The sequence below is a fragment of the Defluviimonas salinarum genome, assembly GCF_026013545.1.
Lineage (GTDB): Bacteria > Pseudomonadota > Alphaproteobacteria > Rhodobacterales > Rhodobacteraceae > Albidovulum > Albidovulum salinarum.
On record NZ_JAPDOG010000024.1, the window covers coordinates 12,722 to 34,336 of the forward strand.

The 21,615-nt window shown below is 67.4% G+C and carries 23 protein-coding genes; 17 read left to right on the forward strand and 6 right to left on the reverse strand.

Annotated elements, in window-relative coordinates:
* Nucleotides 1-263: 263 nt before the first annotated feature.
* Nucleotides 264-680 carry an iron response transcriptional regulator IrrA gene (irrA, locus tag OM960_RS19610; RefSeq protein ID WP_264773151.1) on the reverse strand — a complete coding sequence of 139 codons (417 nt, stop codon included), beginning with the start codon at nt 678-680 and terminating at the stop codon, nt 264-266.
* A 168-nt stretch (nt 681-848) separates the two neighbouring features.
* On the opposite strand from irrA, the gene fabA reads away from it, so the two are divergent.
* Genes fabA through OM960_RS19625 form a run of 3 tightly spaced genes read left to right on the forward strand, consistent with a single transcriptional unit; the run spans nt 849 to nt 3,405 of the window.
* On the forward strand, nt 849-1,358 hold the full coding sequence (gene fabA, locus OM960_RS19615) for a bifunctional 3-hydroxydecanoyl-ACP dehydratase/trans-2-decenoyl-ACP isomerase (protein WP_263336775.1): 510 nt from the start codon (nt 849-851) through the stop codon (nt 1,356-1,358).
* Between the two features lie 22 nt (nt 1,359-1,380).
* A complete protein-coding gene (gene fabB / locus OM960_RS19620) occupies nt 1,381-2,610 on the forward strand; it encodes a beta-ketoacyl-ACP synthase I (protein WP_263336773.1) in 1,230 nt (409 codons plus the stop codon).
* Between the two features lie 6 nt (nt 2,611-2,616).
* Nucleotides 2,617-3,405 (forward strand): enoyl-ACP reductase FabI, encoded by a 789-nt coding sequence (locus tag OM960_RS19625; protein WP_263336770.1) that lies wholly within the window; start codon nt 2,617-2,619, stop codon nt 3,403-3,405.
* Nucleotides 3,406-3,420: 15 nt separating this feature from the next.
* On the opposite strand, the gene OM960_RS19630 is transcribed toward OM960_RS19625, so the two are convergent.
* Nucleotides 3,421-4,002, reverse strand: a complete 582-nt coding sequence (locus OM960_RS19630) for a hypothetical protein (RefSeq protein ID WP_264773152.1) — start codon at nt 4,000-4,002, stop codon at nt 3,421-3,423.
* A 181-nt stretch (nt 4,003-4,183) separates the two neighbouring features.
* Between OM960_RS19630 and OM960_RS19635 the strand changes: the two genes are divergently transcribed.
* Genes OM960_RS19635 through OM960_RS19645 form a run of 3 tightly spaced genes read left to right on the forward strand, consistent with a single transcriptional unit; the run spans nt 4,184 to nt 6,665 of the window.
* Nucleotides 4,184-4,867, forward strand: a complete 684-nt coding sequence (locus OM960_RS19635; protein ID WP_263336765.1) for a haloacid dehalogenase type II — start codon at nt 4,184-4,186, stop codon at nt 4,865-4,867.
* The gene (locus OM960_RS19640; protein WP_264773153.1) at nt 4,864-5,691 is read left to right on the forward strand and encodes an alpha/beta fold hydrolase; all 828 of its coding nucleotides are present in this window, start codon (nt 4,864-4,866) and stop codon (nt 5,689-5,691) included. The genes OM960_RS19635 and OM960_RS19640 overlap by 4 nt, the downstream gene beginning before the upstream one ends.
* Nucleotides 5,688-6,665: a threonine ammonia-lyase gene (locus tag OM960_RS19645; RefSeq protein WP_264773154.1), complete on the forward strand. Its 978-nt coding sequence runs from the start codon at nt 5,688-5,690 to the stop codon at nt 6,663-6,665. The genes OM960_RS19640 and OM960_RS19645 overlap by 4 nt, the downstream gene beginning before the upstream one ends.
* Before the next feature lie 12 nt (nt 6,666-6,677).
* On the opposite strand, the gene OM960_RS19650 is transcribed toward OM960_RS19645, so the two are convergent.
* The 4 genes from OM960_RS19650 to OM960_RS19665 are packed head-to-tail and all read right to left on the reverse strand — an operon-like array spanning nt 6,678 to nt 10,633.
* Nucleotides 6,678-7,361, reverse strand: coding sequence for a GntR family transcriptional regulator (locus OM960_RS19650; RefSeq protein ID WP_263336757.1), 684 nt, complete (start codon nt 7,359-7,361; stop codon nt 6,678-6,680).
* A gap of 7 nt (nt 7,362-7,368) precedes the next feature.
* The gene (locus tag OM960_RS19655; RefSeq protein ID WP_263336756.1) at nt 7,369-8,274 is read right to left on the reverse strand and encodes a DMT family transporter; all 906 of its coding nucleotides are present in this window, start codon (nt 8,272-8,274) and stop codon (nt 7,369-7,371) included.
* Between the two features lie 9 nt (nt 8,275-8,283).
* Nucleotides 8,284-9,444 (reverse strand): acetylornithine deacetylase, encoded by a 1,161-nt coding sequence (gene argE / locus OM960_RS19660; RefSeq protein WP_264773155.1) that lies wholly within the window; start codon nt 9,442-9,444, stop codon nt 8,284-8,286.
* A 4-nt stretch (nt 9,445-9,448) separates the two neighbouring features.
* Nucleotides 9,449-10,633 (reverse strand): M24 family metallopeptidase, encoded by a 1,185-nt coding sequence (locus OM960_RS19665; protein WP_263336751.1) that lies wholly within the window; start codon nt 10,631-10,633, stop codon nt 9,449-9,451.
* Between the two features lie 193 nt (nt 10,634-10,826).
* On the opposite strand from OM960_RS19665, the gene OM960_RS19670 reads away from it, so the two are divergent.
* From OM960_RS19670 to OM960_RS19720, 11 genes are all read left to right on the forward strand, one after another.
* Nucleotides 10,827-11,672, forward strand: coding sequence for a transporter substrate-binding domain-containing protein (locus tag OM960_RS19670; protein ID WP_263336749.1), 846 nt, complete (start codon nt 10,827-10,829; stop codon nt 11,670-11,672).
* Between the two features lie 73 nt (nt 11,673-11,745).
* Nucleotides 11,746-12,411: an ectoine/hydroxyectoine ABC transporter permease subunit EhuC gene (gene ehuC, locus OM960_RS19675; protein WP_263336746.1), complete on the forward strand. Its 666-nt coding sequence runs from the start codon at nt 11,746-11,748 to the stop codon at nt 12,409-12,411.
* A 1-nt stretch (nt 12,412) separates the two neighbouring features.
* The gene (gene ehuD, locus OM960_RS19680; RefSeq protein ID WP_264773156.1) at nt 12,413-13,081 is read left to right on the forward strand and encodes an ectoine/hydroxyectoine ABC transporter permease subunit EhuD; all 669 of its coding nucleotides are present in this window, start codon (nt 12,413-12,415) and stop codon (nt 13,079-13,081) included.
* Nucleotides 13,081-13,896 (forward strand): ectoine/hydroxyectoine ABC transporter ATP-binding protein EhuA, encoded by an 816-nt coding sequence (gene ehuA / locus OM960_RS19685; RefSeq protein WP_290428718.1) that lies wholly within the window; start codon nt 13,081-13,083, stop codon nt 13,894-13,896. Before ehuD ends, ehuA begins: the two co-directional genes overlap by 1 nt.
* A 1-nt stretch (nt 13,897) precedes the next feature.
* A complete protein-coding gene (eutB, locus tag OM960_RS19690) occupies nt 13,898-14,902 on the forward strand; it encodes a hydroxyectoine utilization dehydratase EutB (RefSeq protein WP_264773157.1) in 1,005 nt (334 codons plus the stop codon).
* Nucleotides 14,892-15,878, forward strand: coding sequence for a cyclodeaminase (locus OM960_RS19695; RefSeq protein ID WP_263336739.1), 987 nt, complete (start codon nt 14,892-14,894; stop codon nt 15,876-15,878). Before eutB ends, OM960_RS19695 begins: the two co-directional genes overlap by 11 nt.
* Nucleotide 15,879: 1 nt before the next feature.
* Nucleotides 15,880-17,028, forward strand: a complete 1,149-nt coding sequence (locus OM960_RS19700; protein WP_264773158.1) for a M24 family metallopeptidase — start codon at nt 15,880-15,882, stop codon at nt 17,026-17,028.
* Nucleotides 17,025-17,501, forward strand: coding sequence for an Lrp/AsnC family transcriptional regulator (locus OM960_RS19705; protein ID WP_264773159.1), 477 nt, complete (start codon nt 17,025-17,027; stop codon nt 17,499-17,501). Before OM960_RS19700 ends, OM960_RS19705 begins: the two co-directional genes overlap by 4 nt.
* 67 nt (nt 17,502-17,568) lie before the next feature.
* Complete coding sequence (locus tag OM960_RS19710) at nt 17,569-18,546, forward strand: homocysteine S-methyltransferase family protein (protein WP_264773160.1); 978 nt, start codon at nt 17,569-17,571, stop codon at nt 18,544-18,546.
* A gap of 106 nt (nt 18,547-18,652) precedes the next feature.
* Nucleotides 18,653-20,128, forward strand: coding sequence for an NAD-dependent succinate-semialdehyde dehydrogenase (locus OM960_RS19715; protein ID WP_264773161.1), 1,476 nt, complete (start codon nt 18,653-18,655; stop codon nt 20,126-20,128).
* 84 nt (nt 20,129-20,212) lie between these two features.
* Nucleotides 20,213-21,586: an aspartate aminotransferase family protein gene (locus tag OM960_RS19720; protein ID WP_263336729.1), complete on the forward strand. Its 1,374-nt coding sequence runs from the start codon at nt 20,213-20,215 to the stop codon at nt 21,584-21,586.
* Nucleotides 21,587-21,615 lie beyond the last annotated feature (29 nt).

Here is a 21,615-nt window from a genome sequence, read left to right on the forward strand (position 1 = left end):
AAATCGTTGTCAGATCGGCGAAAATCCGCCTTCCCGACCGCGAGTAGCGATGTTCGCGTGTCGGATCTAACCTGTCGGGTCGGTCCCGCGAGCTTCTGATGCCGCTGCGTGGAGTAGGGCGGACGCGGGACGCATCCGTGCGGCCGCGCCGTTATGGCGGCAGGGCTTGACGCCGCCAGACCCCTGCCGTCGGATTCAGGCAATGACGTCGCAATGCGTTCCGTAGGGGCGCACCCGTCGGAGGTGCCGGTAGCCGGTCGCGCTCAGCTTTTCCTGAGCCGGATCACCACATCGACCCGCGACAGTTCCGCGCCCTCGGGCAGGTCCGGAAGCCTCGCGATCTCAAGATCCTCGACCGGCGCGTCGACGAGCCGGCCCTCCTCCTCCCAGAAGAGGTGCGGGTGATCGTCGAGCCGCGTGTCGAAATAGCTGCGCGAGCCGTCCACCGAGATCTCGTTGATCAGCCCGGCCTCGCAGAAGGCGCGGAGCGTGTTGTACACGGTCGCCAGCGAGACCGGCTCGCCCGCGGCACTCGCGGCGGCATGCAGGCTCTCGGCGGTGACGTGGCGGTCCTTGCCGTCGCCCACGAGCAGCGTCGCCAGCGACAGCCGTTGGCGCGTCGGCCTCAGCCCCGCCCGCGCCAGCCAGCGCGTTCCGCGTTTCGCCGCAAGTGTCTCCATTGCAACCGTCCGGGTCCAGTCGTCCTCGCAAAGGGATATATAGGCCGCGGGAGCCGCGGTTTTCAATCGGTTTCGCGGCCCTGCGCCCACCAGCCAGCGCCCTTGCCCTGAGCCCGAACCGGGTGTTAGAGGGGGCTGATACGGAATTGCCAGATGGGGACAGGCAGCATGGCCGGATATCCGACGAGCTTCGACAAGGAAGAGCTGCTCAAATGCGCGCGCGGCGAGCTCTTCGGTCCGGGCAACGCCCAGCTCCCCGAGCCGCCGATGCTGATGATGGACCGGATCACCGACATCTCCGCCGATGGCGGCGAGCACGGCAAGGGTCATGTTGTTGCCGAATTCGACATCACGCCGGACCTCTGGTTCTTCTCCTGCCACTTCCCCGGCAACCCGATCATGCCGGGCTGCCTCGGTCTCGACGGGCTCTGGCAGCTCACCGGGTTCAACCTCGGCTGGCGCGGTTGGGAAGGGCGGGGCTACGCGCTCGGCGTGGGCGAGGTGAAGCTCACCGGCATGGTGCGGCCCGACCGCAAGATGATCCGCTACTACGTCGATTTCACCAAGGCCGTGCAGACCCGCCGCCTGACGATGGGCGTGGCCGACGGACGCGTTGAAGCGGATGGCGAGACCATTTATCTCGTGAAGGACATGAAGGTCGCGCTCTCGGCGAGCTGACCCCCAAGAAAGGAGTGCGCCTATGCGCCGCGTCGTCATCACCGGGATCGGGATCGTCTCGCCCATCGGCAACAATGCCGCCGAGGTGGAAGCGTCCCTGCGCGCCGGCAAGTCGGGCATCGTGTTCGCCCCGGAATACGCCGAGCACGGTTTCCGCAGCCAGGTTCACGGCATGCCGCAAATCGTGCTCGAGGATCACATCGACAAGCGCAACCTGCGCTTCATGGGGCCGGGGGCGGCCTACAACTTCCTCGCCATGGAACAGGCGATCGCCGACAGCGGGCTCGAGGAAAGCGACGTCTCTAACGAACGCACCGGCCTCGTGATGGGCTCGGGCGGGCCGTCCACCTCGAACTTCTTCGAGGCGCACCGGATCGTCATCGAGAAAGGTGCGCCGAAGCGGATGGGGCCGTTCATGGTGACCCGCTGCATGTCGTCGACGAACTCGGCCTGCCTCGCCACGCCGTTCAAGATCAAGGGCGTGAACTATTCGATCACCTCGGCCTGCTCGACCAGCGCCCATTGCATCGGCAACGGCACCGAGCTGATCCAGATGGGCAAGCAGGACATCGTCTTCGCCGGCGGCGGCGAGGAGCTTGACTGGACGCTGTCGTGCCTCTTCGACGCGATGGGCGCGATGTCGTCGAAGTACAACGACGCGCCGGAAACCGCGTCGCGCACCTATGACGCCACACGCGACGGCTTCGTCATCGCCGGCGGCGGCGGAGTCGTGGTGCTGGAGGAACTCAGCCACGCGCTCGCCCGCGGCGCCAAGATCTACGGCGAGGTCACGGGCTACGGGGCCACCTCGGACGGCTACGACATGGTGGCTCCGTCCGGCGAGGGCGGCGAACGCTCGATGCGGCTCGCGCTCTCGACGCTGCCCGAGGGGCGCAAGATCGACTACATCAACTCGCACGGCACCTCGACGCCGGTCGGCGACGTGACCGAGATGGAGGCGATCCGGCGGATCTTCGGCAAGGGCTCGACTCCGCCCACGGCCTCGACGAAATCGCTCACCGGCCATTCGCTCGGCGCCACCGGGGTGCATGAGGCGATCTATTCGCTCCTGATGATGAACGGCGACTTCATCGCCGCCTCGGCCAACGTCACGACCCTCGACCCGGCCCTCGACCCGGCCGAGATCGTGACCGAACTGCGCGAGGGCGTGAAGCTCGACAGCGTCCTGTCGAACAGCTTCGGCTTCGGCGGCACCAACGCAACGCTCGTGATGAGCAAATATCTCGGGTGATGTGACATGGCCGGACTGATGCAGGGCAAGCGCGGCCTCGTCATGGGTGTCGCGAACGAGCGGTCGATCGCCTGGGGCATCGCCGCGGCGCTCGCGGCAGAGGGCGCGGAACTGGCCTTTTCCTACCAGGGCGAGGCCTTCGGCAAGCGGGTGGAGCCGCTCGCGGCCTCGGTGGGCTCGGACTTCCTCGTCGATGTCGACGTGACGAACGACGACAGCCTCGCCGCCTGTTTCGCGGCGCTGAAGGACCGCTGGGGGACGATGGACTTCCTCGTCCACGCCATCGCCTTTTCCGACAAGAACGAGCTGACGGGCCGGTTCATCAACACCAGCCGGACGAATTTCAAGCAGTCGCTCGACATCTCCTGCTTCTCGTTCATCGACGTGTCGCGGCGCGCGGCGGAGCTGATGCCCGAAGGCGGCAGCCTCGTTACGCTGACCTATGGCGGGTCGAACCGGGTGACGCCGAACTACAACGTGATGGGCGTCGCCAAGGCGGCGCTGGAAAGCGCCACGCGCTACCTCGCCAACGATCTCGGGCCGCAGAAGATCCGCGTCAACGCGATCTCGCCCGGCCCGATGAAGACGTTGGCCGGGGCCGCGATCGGCGGCGCGCGGGCCACCTTCCGCCATACCGAGGCCAATGCGCCGCTGCGCGCCAACGCGACGCTCGAGGCGATCGGCGGCACGGCGGTCTATCTCCTGTCGGACTATGGCGCCTGCACCACCGGCGAAATCGTCCGCGTGGATGGCGGCTACCACGTCCTCGGGATGCCGCAGCAGGACAATCTCTGATCCGGCACGGCCGGGCTACTTGCGCAGCGCCTTCCGCAGCCGGGCCGACTGGCTGCCGAAGGCCTCCGCGTCGCCGTAATCGACGAAGACCGGATAGTGCTCGTGCGGCCCGTCCAGCCGCCGTGCATGCTTGATCGGGCACCAGTACTGCTCGGTCCGTGCGGCCACCTCGCGGATGTAGGACACGAGGCCGTTGCAATAGCTGCAATAGAGGCAGTTCAGCTTCTGGAGCCCGTTGAGATAGGCCAGGTGACGGTGGTCGAAGGCCATGTGGTCGGCGCGGCGGACCTTCTGGATGCCGTAGACCGGAAAGCAGATCGCCTGGTAGAGGCTGACCCAGAGATCGATGAGCACGAACGGCAGGATCAGCGAATAGACGACCGGGGCCGAGAGGATCACTGCGGGGCGCGCGGCGCGCAGGAAATCCCCCAGGCGCACGCGTGCGGCGCGGTGCTTTGCGCGGACGTCCTGCTCGAACACGACCCTGCCGCGCTCGTAGCGATAACGCAGATTGGCGCGGCGCTCGGCGAGGTCGCGTTCGATCTCGTCCTGCAGATCGGCCAGCGTGGCCTTCAGCTTTTCAAAGGCGGAAGCCATTTCCCGACCCTCCCGTCGCGGCTCGCCGGCCAGCTTGGCACCCGGACGTTCCCCGCGACGTGATCTGGGTCAACCCGCTCGCGGCGTGGCGGTCCGGGTGGCCGACGTGACGGAAGCTCTGCATTTGCGCCCTTGCTCCGGGCCGCATCGCGCGCCAGTCTGACGTGTGAAAGGAAGGGCCATGACAATCTCCGTCTGCATCTTCGACGCCTATGGCACGCTCTTCGACGTGAGCGCCGCGGCCCGCGTCGCCGCGTCCGAGCCAGGGCGCGAGGCGCTGGCCGGGCTCTGGCCCAGGCTCGCCGAGGACTGGCGGCGCAAGCAGCTCGAATACACCTGGCTCCGCGCGGTGATGGGGCGGCACACCGATTTCTGGACGGTGACGCAAGACGGTCTCGACTGGGCGCTGGAGGCGGCCGGTCTCGACGATCCGGATCTGCGCGAACGGCTTCTGGCGCTCTACTGGGAGCTTGCCGCCTACCCCGAGGTGCCGGCGATGCTCGCCCGGCTGAAACAGGCCGGGCAGGGCGCCGCGATCCTCTCGAACGGCTCGCCCGAGATGCTCGCCGCCGCGGTGCGCTCGGCGGGTGTCGGAGAGTTTCTCGACGACACGCTCTCGGTCGAGAGCGTCGGCGTCTTCAAGCCCGATCCGCGGGTCTACCGGATGGTGACCGAGCGGTTCGCCTGCCGCCCGGACGAGGTGCTCTTCGCCTCCTCGAACGGCTGGGACGTGGCGGCGGCGGCGGCCTTCGGCTTCCGCACCGCCTGGGTCAACCGGGCCGGTGCGCCGGTGGACCGGCTGCCCGGACGCCCGCATCACATCCTCACCGACCTCAGCCAGATTCCGGATCTCGCCACAGCATGACCCTCCAGCATTTCACCGCTTCCGATGGCGCCCGGCTTTCCTATCGCGACGAGGGCGGCGGTCTTCCGGTCCTCTGCCTCGCCGGGCTCACGCGGTCTTCGACCGATTTCGACTTCCTCGCGCCGCACCTGTCCGACGTCCGGCTGATCCGTGCCGACTATCGCGGCCGGGGCGGGTCGGAATGGACCGGGGCCGCGACCTATACGGTCGAGCGCGAGGCGAAGGATGCGCTCGAACTGCTCGACCATCTCGGGCTCGACCGCGTGGCGCTCATCGGCACATCGCGCGGCGGGCTCATTGGCATGGTGCTCGGGGCCACGGCGCGCGACCGGCTCCGCGGTCTCTGCCTTGTCGACATCGGGCCGGCGATCGAGCGAAGCGGGCTCGACAAGATCAAGGACTACGTCGGCCGCCACCCGGCCGCGAAGACGATGGACGAACTCGTCGCCCGGATGCCGCGCAACATGCCGGAGTTCGTGGACGTTCCGGCGACGCGCTGGCGCGCCTTCGCCGAACGGCTCTATGCCGAGGTGCCCGAGGGGCTTCACATCCGCTACGATCCCGAGCTGAGGACAAGCTTCCTCGCCGCCTTCGACGCGCCGCCCGCCGATCTCTGGCCGCTGTTCGACACCCTGGCGGGCCTGCCGCTGGCGCTGATCCGGGGCGCGAACTCGGACCTCCTCTCGAGCGGGACCACGGCCGAAATGCGCCGCCGACGTCCCGACATGGTTTTCGCCGATGTCCCGGACCGTGGCCACGTCCCCTTCCTCGACGAACCCGCGGCGCTCACGGCGATCCGCCACTGGCTGGAGAAGACCGCATGAACATCGAAATGATCGAGGCCGCCGCAGGTCGGCTCGCGGGCGAGGCGGTGCGGACGCCGCTGCTCAGTTCGCCGTTTCTCGACGAGGTCGCCGGGCGGCGGGTCTTCGTCAAGGCGGAATGCCTGCAGCAGACCGGCTCGTTCAAGTTCCGGGGCGGCTGGTCGGCGGTCTCGGCGCTGCCGCTCGACGAGCGGACGCAGGGTGTGATCGCCTTTTCCTCGGGCAACCATGCGCAGGGCGTGGCGCTCGCCGCGCGCCGTCACGGCGCCCCATGCGTGATCCTGATGCCGGCGGACGCGCCGCGGGTGAAGATCGACAACACCCGCGCCCTCGGCGCCGAGGTCGTGCTTTACGACCGCGCCACCGGTGACCGCGACGCGATTGGCGCGGCGCTCGCCGAGGCGCGCGGCCTGACGCTGATCAAGCCCTTCGACGAGCCGCTTGTGATCGCCGGGCAGGGCACGACCGGGCTCGAGATCGCAGAGCAGGCGGCCGAAGCCGGGATCGGCGCGGCCGACGTTCTGGTGCCCTGCGGCGGCGGCGGGTTGTCGTCGGGGATCGCGCTGGCGCTTCAGGCGAAGGCACCGGGCCTCAGGGTGCGGACCGTGGAGCCGGAGGGCTTCGACGACGTGAAACGCTCGCTGGAGGCGGGGGAGATCCTGCGCAACGAGCGCGGCTCGGGCTCGATCTGCGACGCGATCCTGACGCCCGCGCCGGGCCAGCTCACCTTCCCGATTCTCGCCCGGCTTGCCGGGCCTGGTCTTTCGGTCAGCGACGAGGAGGCGCTGGCGGCGATGGTCGCGGCCTTCAGCCGGCTGCACATCGTGCTTGAGCCGGGAGGCGCGGTCGCCCTCGCCGTCGCGCTGTTCCGGCCGGACACGGTGGAGGGCGAGGCGGTGATCGTCGTCGCCTCGGGCGGCAATGTCGACCCGGCGGCGTTCCGGAGCGCGCTCGGCCGGTTCGAGGGCGCCTGACGGCTGCCGGGGTCAGCCGGCGGTCCCGCGCCGCATCCGTTCGAAGCTCATCGAGATATGCGCGCGCTGGATCAGCGACGCCGCATGCAGGTCGCCGATCCTCAGTGCGGCGAGGACGTCCTCGACCTCGCGGGTAAAGACCGCCATCTCCTCGGCGAGGTCGATCCGCGCGGCAAAGATCGACTTCAGCCAGATCCGCGTCGTCCGCACATAGAGCCGCTCGTTGATCTCGCGCAGCGGCTCGTTCGCGGTCAGCCTCTGCGCCGCGAGGAAGAAGTCCATGATGAGCTGGGCATAGGGTTTCGGATCCGCCTCTCGGCTCAGTTTCCGAGCCCGGACGAGGAGTTTTTCGAACTCGGTCATCAGTTCGGGGCCGGGCGGCACGGGGTCGAGCTTGCCGGTAAGCTCTGCGAGCTCGAGCCGGAGCCGGTAGGTTTGCCCCAGCTCGTCGATCTCGACATCTGTCACGAAGGTGCCGACGCCGTGGACCGACTGCACCAGCCCCTCGCCCTCGAGCCTTGCCAGCACGCGGCGGAGCGGTGTCCTGCTGACGCCGAACTCGGCGGCGAGCGCCTCTTCCGAGAGCCGGGTCCCGGGCGCGTAATCGAGAAGGCAGATGCGGTTGCGCAGCTCGGCGTGCATGCGCTCGAACCGGCCACGGGCGCCGGGCGTTATGTCGTCGGTCTGGGCGTTCAAGGGGTGCTCATCCTCCCGTTGTCTGGCGGTTGACGATGTAAACTCCGGCGGCGGCGAGCGCAAAGCCTACGAGTGCGAGTCGGGTGACCGCCTCTCCGAGGATCGCCCAGGCGAGGAGCATGGCGAGCGGCGGCACGAGGTAAAGGAGTGCCGAGATCCGCGTCGCGTCGCCGCGCTGGAGCAGCGCGATGTAGAGACCGATCGAAATGATCGAATTGGCGATGACGAGGTAGGCGAGCGCGATCACCAGTTCCGGGTGCCAGTCGATGACCATGGACTCGGTCGCCCAGGCGGCGGGTAGGAGCACCGCGAAGCCGACTGCGTATTGAACGGCGCCGCCCACCGCCGGATCGGTCCGGAGTCCGTGCCACTTCTCGAAAAGCGTGGCGAGCGTGATGCCGAGCAGCGCCGCGAAGGCCAGCGCGACGGCGATCCAGGGGCTCGGGCCGAGCGTCCCGCCCGAGACGATGACGAGGAGGACACCGAGGAAGCCGAGCGCCAGCCCGGCCCAGAGGTAGCGCCCGCCGCGCTTGCCGGTGACGAGGGGCGCGAGCGCCGCGACGAGGATCGGCTGCAGCGCCATGATGATCGCCGTCGTTCCGGCATTCATGCCGCGCTTCATCGCGAGGTAGGCGAGGCCGAAATAGACGCACTGTATGAGGAATCCGGTGAGCGCCAGCGCCCCCCAGTGCCGCGCCGTCGCGGGCCAGCGCAGGCGCGGGCGCAGCAGGAACGGCAGGAGCGCCAGCGCCGCCAGGCCGTAGCGGACCGTCAGCATGGTCAGGGGCTCGATATGCGCAAGTCCGAGCTTGGCGAAGCTGTAGCCTCCCGACCAGAACAGCAGGAAAACGAAGGGCGCGGCGCGCCAGAAGGCCGCGTTGCCCGACCCGTCCGTTGCCGTCGTGGTCTGCATCGCTCCCCCTTACGCGGCGAGCTTGCCGCCCAGCCGCTCCAGCATCACCAGACATTCGGTCAACTGGTCAAGGGCCAGGTATTCGTCGGGCTTGTGCGCCTGCTCGATCGAGCCCGGCCCGCAGACGACGGCCGACATGCCGAGGCTCTGGAAGATCCCGGCCTCGGTCCCGAAGGGCACGGTGTCGGCGCCGTTGGCGCCGGTGAGCTCCATCAGGATGTCCTTGGCCTCGTTCTCGTCTGCCGGGATCAGCCCGTCGACCTCGCCCATCACCTCGGTCACGATGTCGGCGTCGGGCGAGACCGCGCGCATCGCCGGCAGGAGCGTGTGGGTGCAGAAGGCGTGGAGGTCAGCCTTCACGAAATCGGCGTCGCCGCTCTGGACCGGGCGCATTTCCCAGTCGATCCGCGCCTTGCCGGGGATGACGTTGTGGGCGACCCCGCCCACGAGCGCGCCGGTGTTGATCGTGGTCCAGGGCGGTTCGAACCGGCTGTCCTTCGGCGCGCGGGCCTTGAGCTGGTCCTTCAGCTCCAGAAGCCGCGCGACGTAGCGCACCGCGTATTCGACCGCGTTGACGCCGCGGTCCGGGCCGGAGCCGTGGCCTTCGAGCCCGGTGAAATGGGTCGAGTATTCATAACAGCCCTTGTGGCCCTCGATGATCCGCATCGAGGTCGGCTCGCCGATGATCGCGACGCCGGGGCGGGTGCCCTGCGCGCGAAGGATCTGCGCCAGCGCCTGCGCGCCGAGGCAGCCGGTCTCCTCGTCATGGGTGAAGGCGAAATGGACCGGTCGGTCCTTGACCCTCTCGGCATAGAACGGCGCCATCGCCACCGCGGCGGCGATGAAGCCCTTCATGTCGCAGGTGCCGCGGCCGTAGAGCTTGCCGTCGCGCTCGACCATCTCGAACGGGTCGGTCGACCAGTTCTGGTCGGTCACCGGCACCACGTCGGAATGGCCCGACAAAAGGATGCCGCCGTCCACGTCCGGCCCGAGCGTCGCGAAGAGATTGGCCTTCGCCCCGGTCGCGTCGCGGTGGATGTCGACCCGCGCGCCGACCGCCTCCAGCCGCCCGGCGAGGAACTCGATCAGCTCCAGATTGCTGTCCGGCGAAACCGTCGGATAGGCGATGAGCTGGCGCAGGAGCGCCTTGGTGTCGTCGAGGTAATGCACCGTCTCAGTCCTTGATGAAGAGCTTGCGCTCGACGTTGCAGAAGGGCTCGGCCGGGCCGCTTTCCGTAATCAGGATGGTCTCGGTGGTCTCGAGCCCCCAGCTTTCCATCCAGAGCGCCGGCATGAAGTGGAAGACCATGCCGGGTTCGAGCACGGTCTCGTCCTCGGTGCGGATCGAGGCGGTGCGCTCGCCCCAGTCGGGCGGGTAGCTGAGGCCGATCGGATAGCCCATGCGCCCCTCGCGCTTGATGCCGTATTTCTTCAGGACCCCGAGGAAGGCATTGGCGATGTCGCAGGTCCGGTTGCCGGCCCGCGCGGCGTCGAGCCCGGCCGCGATCCCCTCGATCTGGGCCTTCTCGGCCTCCAGCATCTCGGCCGGCGGCGTGCCGAGATAGACCGTGCGGCACAAGGGTGCGTGATAGCGGCGGTAGCAGCCCGAAAGCTCGAAGAAGGTCGCCTCGCCCGAGCGCATCGGCGCACCGTTCCAGGTCAGGTGCGCGGCGGTCGCGTCGAGCCCCGAGGGCGTCAGCGGCACGATGGCGGGATAGTCGCCCCAGATGTCGCCGACGCCGGTGATCCCGGCATGAAAGATCTCGGCCACGAGCTCGTTCTTGCGCAGGCCCGGCTCGGCCTTCTCGATCGCGGTGCGGATGACCTTTTCGGAGATCTTCGCGGCGTTGCGGATGAAGGCCACCTCCTCGCCCGACTTCACCAGCCGCTGCCAGTTCACAAGCGCGGTGGCGTCGACGAATGTGGCGTTCGGCAGTTCGGCCTGCAGGACGGCATGGGCCTTCGCAGAGTAGTAGTAGTTCTCCATCTCCACGCCGATCCGCGCGCCTTCGAGGCCGAGCGCCCGGAGATGGCCCGCGAGGTCCTGCATCGGGTGATGCACCGTCGACTGGACGTATTTGTCGGCATAGCCGTGGATCGTGCCTGCCTCCATCCAGCAGGTCCGGAGCGCGCCGAGGCTGTCCATGTAGCGGCCCCACCAGTGGGGATCGCCCTCCTTCGTCAGGATCACGCCCTGGTGGACGTAGAACGACCAGCCGTCATAGCCGGTGAGCCAGGCCTGGTTCGACGGGTCGGTAACGAAGATCGCGTCGATCCCGACCTTCTCCATTGCGGCGCGGGTCTTGGCGATGCGGCGCGCGTATTCGGCCGCGCCGAAGGGAGCGTTTGGCAGTCCCATGTGGTCCTCGTGGGTGATGTGGATGCTCAATTGTGCACAACGCTAGTTCGAAACGTCGATGTTGGCAAGATGATTGCGTCAATAGCGGATGAATTGTCCGATTATTCCTTGACATAAGAGCTTTGCGACCGATGATGTGCACAACATTCGGGATTTCGACTCGAAAGCTCGGAAAACTGCCAGGGAGGGCGGCATGAAGAAATCACTGATGATGACCACGGTTCTGGCCGGAATCGCGCTCGGCGCGTCGACTGTCGCGGCGATGGCGGGCGCGCTGATGGACCGGATCAACGCCGGCGAATCGATCCGCATCGGCTTTGCCAACGAGGTGCCCTGGGCCTATCCGGGCGAGGGCAACGCGCCGCTCGGTTTCGTCAACGCCTATGTGCTCGGCGTCCTCGGCGAGATGGGCTACGACAATATCGAGCCGGTGGTGACCGACTGGGGCGGGCTCATCCCCGGCCTCCAGGCCAACCGCTTCGACATGATCACCGGCGGCATGTACATCCTCAATTCCCGCTGCGAGAACGTGACCTTCTCGGAGCCGATGGCGAAGGTGTCCGACGCCTTCATCGTCCAGACCGGCAACCCCGAGGGTATCTCGACCTATACCGACTTCGTCGCCAAGAACGCGACGATGGTGACCGGCGCCGGCTTCAACACGATCGAGGCGGCGATGAAGGAAGGTGTGCCGGAGGCGCAGATCATGCAGGTGCCGGGGCCGACCGAGATCCTCGCCGCCGTGAAGGCCGGCCGTGCCGCCGCGGGCGCCGTGACCTTCTTCACCGCGCAGGAACTTGCCAGGAACTCCGGCGGCGAGATCGAGGTGACCGATCCCGGCGCGCTGCCCGAATGGACCCAGAACTGGGTCGGCATCGGCTTCCGTCATGACGACACCGATTTCGTCGCAGCCTTCAACGAGGCGCAGGCGAAGTATCTCGGCTCCGACGCGATGCTCGCCTCGGTTGCCGAATACGGCTACGACGCCAAGGTCCTGCCCGGTGACGAAACCACCGAATGGGTCTGCGCCAACCGCTGAGGACGGCTGACCGCCTGAACGGACGGGTCCGCAGGCCGGGCCCGTCTGACCGTCGCCAGAGAGCGGAGCGCGCATGTCTTACCTGGATTTCCTGGCCGAACATGGCGGCCGCTACATCGACGGGACGCTGATCACGGCCGCCCAGTTCCTGCTCGCCGCGGTGCTGGCGATCCTGCTCGCACTTATCGCCGGGCTCATGAAGCTTTCGGCAAACCCGATCGCGAAGGGCGTGGCCGTCACCTATATCGAGTTCTTCCGCGGCACCTCGCTGCTCGTGCAGCTCTTCTGGCTATTCTTCGTGCTGCCCTTGTTCGGGATCACCTTCGACAAGTTCACAACCGGTTTCATCGCCGTCGGCCTCAATCTCGGCGCCTACGGGGCCGAACTGGTGCGCGGCGCGATCCAGTCGGTGCCGAAGGGCCAGTGGGAGGCGTCCTATGCGCTCTCGATGTCGCCCGCGACCCAGATGCGGCGGATCATCCTGCCGCAGGCCTTCGTCGCGATGCTGCCGCCCTGGGGCAATCTCATCATCGAGCTTCTGAAGGGCACCGCGCTCGTCTCGCTGATCGCGGTCTCGGACCTCATGTTCGAGGCACGCCAGATCAACGGCTCCACCTATCTCTCGGCGCAGGCCTTCGGCACCGCGCTGGTGATCTACTACGTCTTCGCGCGGCTTCTGGTGACGCCGTTCATGCGCTGGCTCGAACGCACGATGCGGCGCCGGATGGGGAGGGCCTGAGATGCTCGACTGGCGCTGGGACTTCACCTTCGAGATCATGCCCCGGATGCTCTGGGCCACGCTCAATACGCTGATGGCGGCGGGCATCGGCTACGCGATCGCCATCGTCCTCGGCCTCGTCCTCGCGCTGGCGCAGCGGACCCCGTACCGGCCGCTGACGTTCGTCGTGCGCGAGGCGGTCGAGTTCATCCGCTCGACGCCGCTCGTCCTGCAGATCTTCTTCGTCTTCTATGTCGGTCCGCAATACGGCGTGACGCTCAGCCCCTGGGTCGCCGGCATGATCGCCATCGGCCTTCACTACGCGGCCTATCTCTCCGAGGTCTACCGTGGCGGCATCGAAAGCGTTCCGAAGGGCCAGTGGGAGGCCTGCACCGCGCTCAACATGTCGACCGCCCAGACCTATTTCCGCATCATCATCCCACAGGCACTGCCGCTGTCGGTCGCGGGTATGGGCAATTACCTCGTCGGCATCTTCAAGGACACGCCGATGCTCTCGGTGATCGGGGTCGCCGAACTCATGCATGCCGCCAATGCGATCGGCGGCCAGCACTACCGCTACCTGGAACCCTACACGATCGTCGGCGTGGTCTTCCTGCTGATCTCGCTGCCCTCGGCCGGTTTGATCCGCGCCTTCGAAGCCTGGGTCCGCCGCAAACTGGGAATGAGCTGATGGAAGACATGTCGCGCTATCCGCTGGAGCTGACCGGGGCGGACGTGCCCATGGTGCGCTTCATGAACGTCACCAAGCGGTACGGGTCGCTCACCGTGCTCGACAGCCTCGACCTCGACGTGACCGAGGGTGAGATGGTGACGATCATCGGGCCGTCCGGCTCCGGCAAGACCACTGTTCTGCGGATGCTGATGACGCTGGAGACGATCAACGGCGGCGTCATCTACGTCGACGGCAAGCCGCTTACGCATATGGCGAAGAACGGCGTGCTGGTGCCGGCGGATGCGAAGTACCTGCGCCGCGCGCGGTCCTCGATCGGCATGTGCTTCCAGCATTTCAACCTCTTTCCCCACATGACCGCGCTGCAGAACTGCATGGAAGGCCCGGTGCAGGTGCTCGGCCTTTCGAAGAAGGAGGCGCGCGCGCGATCCGAGGAATTGCTGGAAATGGTCGGCATGATCGACAAGAAGGACCAGCACCCCTCGCGGCTCTCGGGCGGCCAGCAGCAGCGGGTGGCGATCGCCCGCGCGCTCGCCATGCGACCGAAGGTCATGCTCTTCGACGAGGTGACCTCGGCCCTCGATCCCGAGGTGATCGGCGAGGTGACGAACGTGATCCGCAAGCTCGTCAGCGAGCACAACCTGACGATGCTGATGGTCACCCACCAGATGGGCTTCGCCCGCGACATCTCGGACCGGATCTGCTTCTTCTTCGCCGGAAAGATTGAAGAGCAGGGGCCGCCCGACGCGCTGTTCGGCAGTCCGCAGCGCGACCGGACAAAGCAGTTCCTGTCCGCCGTCAAGGAAGCCGACTGACATGGATTTCGCGCTTTCCGATATCCTCGCCGCGCGGCGGGTCATCCGCGGCGTGGCGGATGCGACGCCCTTCGTGCCCTCGCCCTTCATGACGAAGGCCGCCGGCCACGATTTCCTTCTGAAGCTCGAGAACATGCAGCCAATCGGCGCCTTCAAGCTGCGCGGCGCGGTCAACGCGGTGATGACGCTGCCCGATACGGTTGGCGGCGTCACCTGTTGCTCCACCGGCAATCATGGCCGGGGCGTCGCTTACGCGGCGGCGAGGCGCGGCATGAAGGCGGTGATCTGCATGTCGAAGCTCGTGCCGGAGGCCAAGGTGAACGGCATCCGCGCGCTCGGTGCCGATGTCCGCATTATCGGCACGACGCAGGACGAGGCGATGCATGAAAGCCAGCGACTCTGCGAGGCCGAGGGGCTGGTGGAAATCTCGCCCTTCGACGATGCGAAGGTGATCGCCGGGCAGGGCACCATCGGCCTTGAGATGCTGGAGGCGCGGCCCGATCTCGCGACGCTGCTCGTGCCGCTCTCCGGCGGCGGGCTCGCGGCCGGTGTCGCGGTCGCGGCGAAGGCGATCAACCCGAAGATCAGGGTCATCGGCATCACGATGGAGCGCGGCGCCGCGATGTACGAGTCTATCCGCGCCGGGCACCCGGTCGAGGTGCCGGAATATGCCTCGCTCGCAGACAGCCTCGGCGGCGGGATCGGGCTTCAGAACCGGCTTTCGTTCCCGCTCTGCCGCGACCATCTCGACGAGGTGGTGCTCGTGACCGAGGAGGAAATCCGCCACGCGATGCAGGTGCTCTATTACGAGGACCGGATCGTCGCCGAAGGCGGCTCGGTCGTCGGCCTCGCGGCGGTGCTGTCGGGCAACGTCACGGTGGACGGCCCCGTCGGCACCATCGTCACGGGCCGCAATCTCGACATGCAGGTCTTCAACCGGATCATGGCCGGCGAGGACGTGCGGATCGGCGATCTTGAAGTGAAAGGCAGACGCTATGGCGCATGACATCCAGATCATTACCGAGGCGGAACTGCGCGGGATCGTGAAACTCGACCTGACCACGGTCGACGTGATCGAGGCCGCCTTCGCCGCGCTGGCCCGGGGCGGCGTGGTGATGCCGCCGATCATGTCGATGGAACTCGAGGCGATGCATGGCGAGGTCGACGCCAAGACCGCCTTCATCCCCGGCTTCGACAGTTTCGCGCTGAAGGTCAGCACGGGGTTTTACGGCAACGCGAAGCTGGGCCTGCCCAGCCTCAACGGCCTGATGGTCCTGTTTTCCGCGAAGACCGGCCGCGTCGAGGCGGTCCTTCTGGACAACGGATACCTGACCGACGTCAGGACTGCCGCTGCGGGCGCGGTCGCGGCACGCCACCTCGCGCCCGAGGTGGTCGAGACGGCGGGCGTGATCGGCACCGGGCTTCAGGCGCGATTGCAGGCCGAGGCGGCGCATCTGGTGCGGCCCTTCACCCGAGTCCTCGTCCACGGCCGCGACATGGAGAAGGCGCGCGCCTGCGCCGCCGATCTGGCACGATCGCTCGGAATCGGGGCGGAAGCGGTCGATGATCCAGCTTCGCTCGTTGCCGAAAGCCAACTCGTGATCACCACGACGCCAGCGCGCGAACCGGTCCTGAAGGCCGAGTGGCTGCATCCGGGCCTCCATGTCACCGCGATGGGGTCGGACGCCGACTACAAGAACGAAATCGACCCCGCAGCTCTGTCGCGCGCCGACAGTTACGTCTGCGACCGCGTGAGCCAGTGCGAGTCCCTTGGCGAGCTTCGAACCGCGCTGGCTACAGGGCTCTGGACCGGGGGCACGCCGGCGGAGCTCGGCGAAGTCATCACGGGCCAGAAACCGGGCCGCCGATCGCCGGATGCCATCACCATCTCCGATCTCACCGGGACCGGTGTGCAGGACACCGCCATCGCCACCCATGTCCGCGCCCGGTTCCCGAAAGCCGGCACGATCATCCGGGCGTGAGATGTTCCGCAACCCCTTCTCCGATGCGGAACTCGCTCGCAGGCTCAAGGCCGTCCGCGCCGAAATCGCCGCGCGCGGCCTCGACCTCGCGGTCTTTTCCGCGCCCGAAAGCGTCTTTTACCTGACCGGCCTCGACCACTGGGGCTACTTCGCGCCGCATCATCTGATCGTGCGCCCAGAGGGCGAGATGGTGCTGGTGACGCGTCAGATGGAACGGGTGACGATCGAAAACCAGGTCCGCAACGCCCGCTTCTCGGGCCACAGCGACAGCGTGACGGCGGCGAGCCATCTGGCGCGCGAACTGGGGGCGCTTGCGGGCAGGCGGATCGGGCTCGAGACCGCATCTTCGGGCCTCTCCTTCGCCGCCGGGCAGGAGATCGCGGCGGCGGCGGGCGCGGGCGGCTGGGCCGATATCACCGACCTCACGGACACGCTCCGCCTCGTGAAATCGCCCGAGGAACAGGCGCTGCTGCGCGCCGCGGCCAAGGCCTCGGATGCCGGCACCATCGCCGCCATCGCCGCGCTCCGCGACGGCGCGCGCGAGGCCGACGTCGCCGCCGAATGCACCGCCGCGATGATCCGCGCAGGCTCCAACCCGCCCGGTTTCGGCCCCTTCCTCCGCCCCGACCACCGCATCGCGGAGGAGCACACGACCTGGGGCGACGGCAACTACCGGAACGGTGAGCGGGTGATGCTGGAACTTGCCGGCTGCGTCTCGCGCTACCATGCGCCGATGGGGCGGCTCATCCATCTCGGGTTCATCCGCGACGAGGATGCGGAGATGGCCGAGATCGCGAAACGCGCCTTCGATGCGGCGTTCAACGGCCTCCGCCCCGGACGCCGCGCGCGCGACGTCTATGCCGACTGGCAGGCGGTCGTGGACGCCGCCGGGATGCCGCACTACCGCCGCCACCATTGCGGCTATCTCGTCGGAATCGGCTTCCCGCCCTCCTGGACCGGCGGCAACAAGGTCACGGGGCTGCGCCACGACAGCGATCTGGAGATCAGGGAAGGCATGAGCTTCCACCTTCTCTCGTGGTTCACCGAAACCGGGCGCGGCAATTTCTTCGTCTCGAACACTGCGCTCCTCGGTCCGGACGGGCCGGAACTGCTGACGACTGCACCAATGGGCCCGACGGTGATCGGATGAAGCTCGACGACCGCGACATCGAGATCCTGCGCATCCTCTCGACCGAGGGCCGGATCACCAAGGCCGCCCTCGCCGACCGGATCGGGCTGTCGCCGACGCCCTGCTGGGACCGGCTGAAGAAGCTTGAAAAAGCCGGGCTGATCGAGGGCTACCGGGCCGAGATCGCGCTGAAGAAGCTCGGCCCCCACGTCACGGTCTTCGTCGCCGCCGAGCTGGCCGACCACACCGCGGCGAGCTTCCGCGCCTTCGAGGCGGCGGTCGGGCGCTATGACGAGGTCGTCGCCTGCTGGGCGCTCGGTGGCGGCTTCGACTACCTGATGCAGATCGTGACCCGGGATATCGACGCCTATCAGCGGCTGATCGACGAAATGCTCGACGCGCGGATCGGGCTCGCGCGCTACTTCACCTATGTCGTGACGAAGCCGGTGAAGGGGCGGGGCGCGCCGCCGTTCGACGTGCTTCTGGGGGCGTGACTGCGATCTGGGCGACACATGGGCGCTCGGCTGTTAACATGCTCCGGAGCGATCGAGGAGGATGGACATGACAAAACACAGCCAGCTTCCGCAGATGAACGGGCACGCGATGACATGCGGTGGTGGGTTCGAGACCTGGCTGCAATATGTCGACGGCTTCGTTCTCCGCCACTTCTGCGCCTTCGAGCTTCTCGACGACGCGCGCGGTCATGCCTGCCTAGCCGACTATCATCGCAGGCTCGTCGAGGCAGCGGTGGAAAACGGGTTCGGCGTGATCAACGAGGGCCTGCACTACCGCGCGAGCCGCGACTGGGGCGAACTGATCGGATTTTCGCGCGAGGGACTCGAAGAGATCAACATCCGCGGCATCGAGTTCTACAGGGACTTCGCCCGAGAATACGACAGCCCCGAAACCCCGATGCGCGTCGGCGGCGTCATCGGACCGCGCGGCGACGCCTACAACGTCGGGCGCACGCCGAGTGCCGCGGAGGCCGAGGACTACCACTCCGAGCAGATCCAGACATTCAGGAAGGCCGGCATCGACCAGGTCTCTGCGGTGACTTTTTCGAGCGTCGAGGAGGCGATCGGTGTCGCGCTCGCCGCGAAGGCCGCCGGGATGCCCGTCGTCATTTCCTTCTTCGTCAAGCAGGGCGGGCGCCTCTCGGGCGGCGAGACGCTGGAGGAGGCGATCGCCAGGGTCGATGCCGCGACCGGCAGCGCACCGGCCTATTTCATGATCAACTGCACCCATCCGACCGAGTTCGAGTCCGCCCTGACCCCCGGAGACTGGACCCGGCGGCTTGGCGGCTTCATGCCGAACGCGGTCGCGATGGGCACGCTGTCCCTCTGCAAGCTTGGTCATCTCGAGGACGGCGACCCGGAGGAATTGGGCGGGCAGATGGCCGATCTCGCCCGGCGCTTTCCGCACATCAACGTCTGGGGAGGCTGCTGCGGCACCGACGGGCGCCACATTGGCCAGATCACGCGGCAGGTTGGCGCGGTGCGACACGCGTCCCGTGCCGGTGGCGGCGCCGGGATCGCCTGAATTATCCGCCCACGGCAGAGGAATCCTCTGCCCGTCCGGCGAAGTTCAGTCTCTTCGGCTGGCGATTTCGCCGATCCTTCGGGGGACATTCCCGCTGGAGGACAAGATGTTGGACACCGCCCTCTCTTCGCGCATGGACATTGCCGACAAACGGCTTGTCCGCAGCTTCGCCTATATCGGCGGCAAGTGGTGCGCCGCCGTGTCCGGCGCCACGGTCGGCGTGACCGACCCGGCGACCGGAGAGATCGTCGGCGAGGTGGCCAGCCTGTCCGCCGCGGAGGCGATCACCGCCGTCGACGCGGCACAGGCGGCGTTTCCCGGCTGGTCCGCGCTTCTGCCGCAGGCGCGCGCGGCGATCCTCCGGCGCTGGTTCGAGCTGATCCTCGCCCACAAGGAGGACCTCGCCCGGATCATGGTTCTGGAGCAGGGCAAGCCGCTTTCGGAAGCGCGGGGCGAGATCGACTACGGCGCGGCCTTCGTCGAGTTCTACGCCGAGGAGGCGAAACGCCCGAACATCGAGGGCGTGACCAGCCACCTCGCCGATGCCGAGGTCGAGCTCTGGCGTGAGCCGGTGGGCGTCGCCGCTCTCATCACGCCCTGGAACTTCCCCTCGGCGATGCTGACCCGCAAAGCGGCGGCGGCGATGGCGGCGGGCTGCACCGTCGTCTGCCACCCCTCGGCCGAGACCCCTTTCTCGGCGCTGGCACTGGCCGAGTTGGCGGAGCGCGCGGGCGTGCCCGCCGGGGTCTTCAACGTCGTCACCGGCATCGCGCCGGTGATCGTCGAACCCTGGACGAAGGACACTCGCGTCCGTGCGCTCTCCTTCACCGGCTCGACCGAGGTCGGGCGGCTTCTCTACCGGCAGTCGGCCGACACGGTGAAGCGGCTGGTGATGGAACTTGGCGGCCATGCGCCGGTCCTCGTCTTCGCAGATGCCGATCTCGACAATGCCGTGGCCGAGGTGATGAAGGCGAAATGGGCGACCTCGGGGCAGGACTGCCTCGGCGCCAACCGCATCTTCGTCGAACGCCCCGTCTACGCCGAGTTCTGTCGCCGCTTCACCGAGGCGACGCAGGCTCTGACCATCGGGCCGGGCCTCGAGGATCGCGACCTCGGCCCCCTGATGAACGAGAAGGCCGTGGCCAAGCAGGAGGAGCATGTGGCCGACGCGCTCGCCAGAGGCGCGACGCTCGCCTGCGGCGGCAGGCGCCACGCGCTCGGGCCCCTGTTCTACGAGCCGACGGTGCTGACCGACGTGCCGGCGGAGGCGAAGATCCTCAGCGAGGAGACCTTCGGTCCGGTCGCGGCGGTCCTGCCTTTCGATGCCGAGGATGAGGTTGCGGCGCGGGCGAACGCCACCGAATACGGGCTCGTCGCCTATATCCATACCCAGGACCCGCGCCGGATCTACCGGCTTTCCCGGGCGCTCCAGTTCGGCATGGTCGCGGTGAACCGCACCAAGGTCACGGGCGCGCCGATCCCCTTCGGGGGCATGAAGCAGTCCGGGCTTGGCCGCGAAGGGTCGCGGCTCGGGATGGAGGAATTCACCGAGATCAAGTACGTCTGCCGCGACTGGGCCTGACGGGCAAAATCCTTTGAAGGATTTTGCGAGAATTTTTCGAAAAATTCTCGGCCGCTACGGCCGAGACGGAGAAGGGGAACTGAGATGCTGAAAAACGACCAACTGGACCAGTGGGACCGCGAGAACTTCTTCCATCCCTCGACCCATCTCGCCCAGCACGCGCGGGGCGAAAGCCCCAACCGGGTGATCAAGACCGCCTCCGGCGTCTTCATCGAGGACCGCGACGGCAACCGGCTCCTGGACGCCTTCGCCGGGCTCTACTGCGTGAACGTGGGCTATGGCCGGCAGGAAGTCGCCGAGGCCATCGCGGCGCAGGCGAAGGAACTCGCTTATTACCACGCCTATGTCGGCCACGGCACCGAAGCCTCGATCACGCTCGCCAAGATGATCCTCGACCGGGCGCCGAAGAACATGTCGAAGGTCTATTTCGGCCTCGGCGGCTCGGATGCGAACGAGACCAACGTCAAGCTCGTCTGGTACGTCAACAACATTCTCGGCCGGCCCGAGAAGAAGAAGATCATCTCTCGCTGGCGCGGCTATCACGGCTCGGGGCTGGTGACGGGTTCGCTGACCGGGCTCGAGCTCTTCCACAAGAAGTTCGACCTGCCGCTCGCCCAGGTGATCCATACCGAGGCGCCCTATTACTACCGCCGCAAGGATCTGAACCAGTCCGAGGCCGAGTTCGTCGCCCATTGCGTGGCCGAGCTCGAGGCTCTGATCGAACGCGAGGGCGCCGACACGATCGCCGCCTTCATCGGCGAGCCGGTACTCGGCACCGGCGGCATCGTGCCGCCTCCGGCCGGCTACTGGGATGCGATCCAGAAGGTCTTGAGGAAGCATGACATCCTCCTCATCGCCGACGAGGTGGTGACCGGCTTCGGGCGGCTTGGCACGATGTTCGGCTCGGATCATTACGGGATGGAGCCCGACATCATCACCATCGCCAAGGGCATGACCTCGGCCTATGCGCCGCTGTCGGGCTCGATCGTCTCCGACAAGGTCTGGAAGGTGCTGGAGAAGGGCACCGACGAGAACGGCGCCATCGGCCACGGCTGGACCTACTCCGCCCATCCGATCGGCGCGGCGGCGGGGGTGGCGAACCTCAAGCTCATCGACGATTTGAAGCTCGTCCAGAACGCGGGCGAGGTCGGGGCTTATCTTAAGAAGACGATGACCGAGGCGCTGGGCGACCACGCCAATGTCGGCGACATTCGCGGCGAGGGCATGCTCTGCGCGGTCGAGTTCGTCGAGGACAGGGCCGAGCGCCGCTTCTTCGACCCGGCCAAGAAGATCGGGCCGCAGGTCTCGGCCACGCTTCTCGCCCAGGACAAGGTCATCGCGCGGGCGATGCCGCAGGGCGACATCCTCGGCTTCGCGCCGCCGTTCTGCCTGACGAAGGCCGAGGCCGACACCGTGGTCGCGGCAACCGCCCGGGCGGTCAGGACGGTGCTCGGCTGAACGAAGTCGCCGGGGCGGGGGCGTCACCG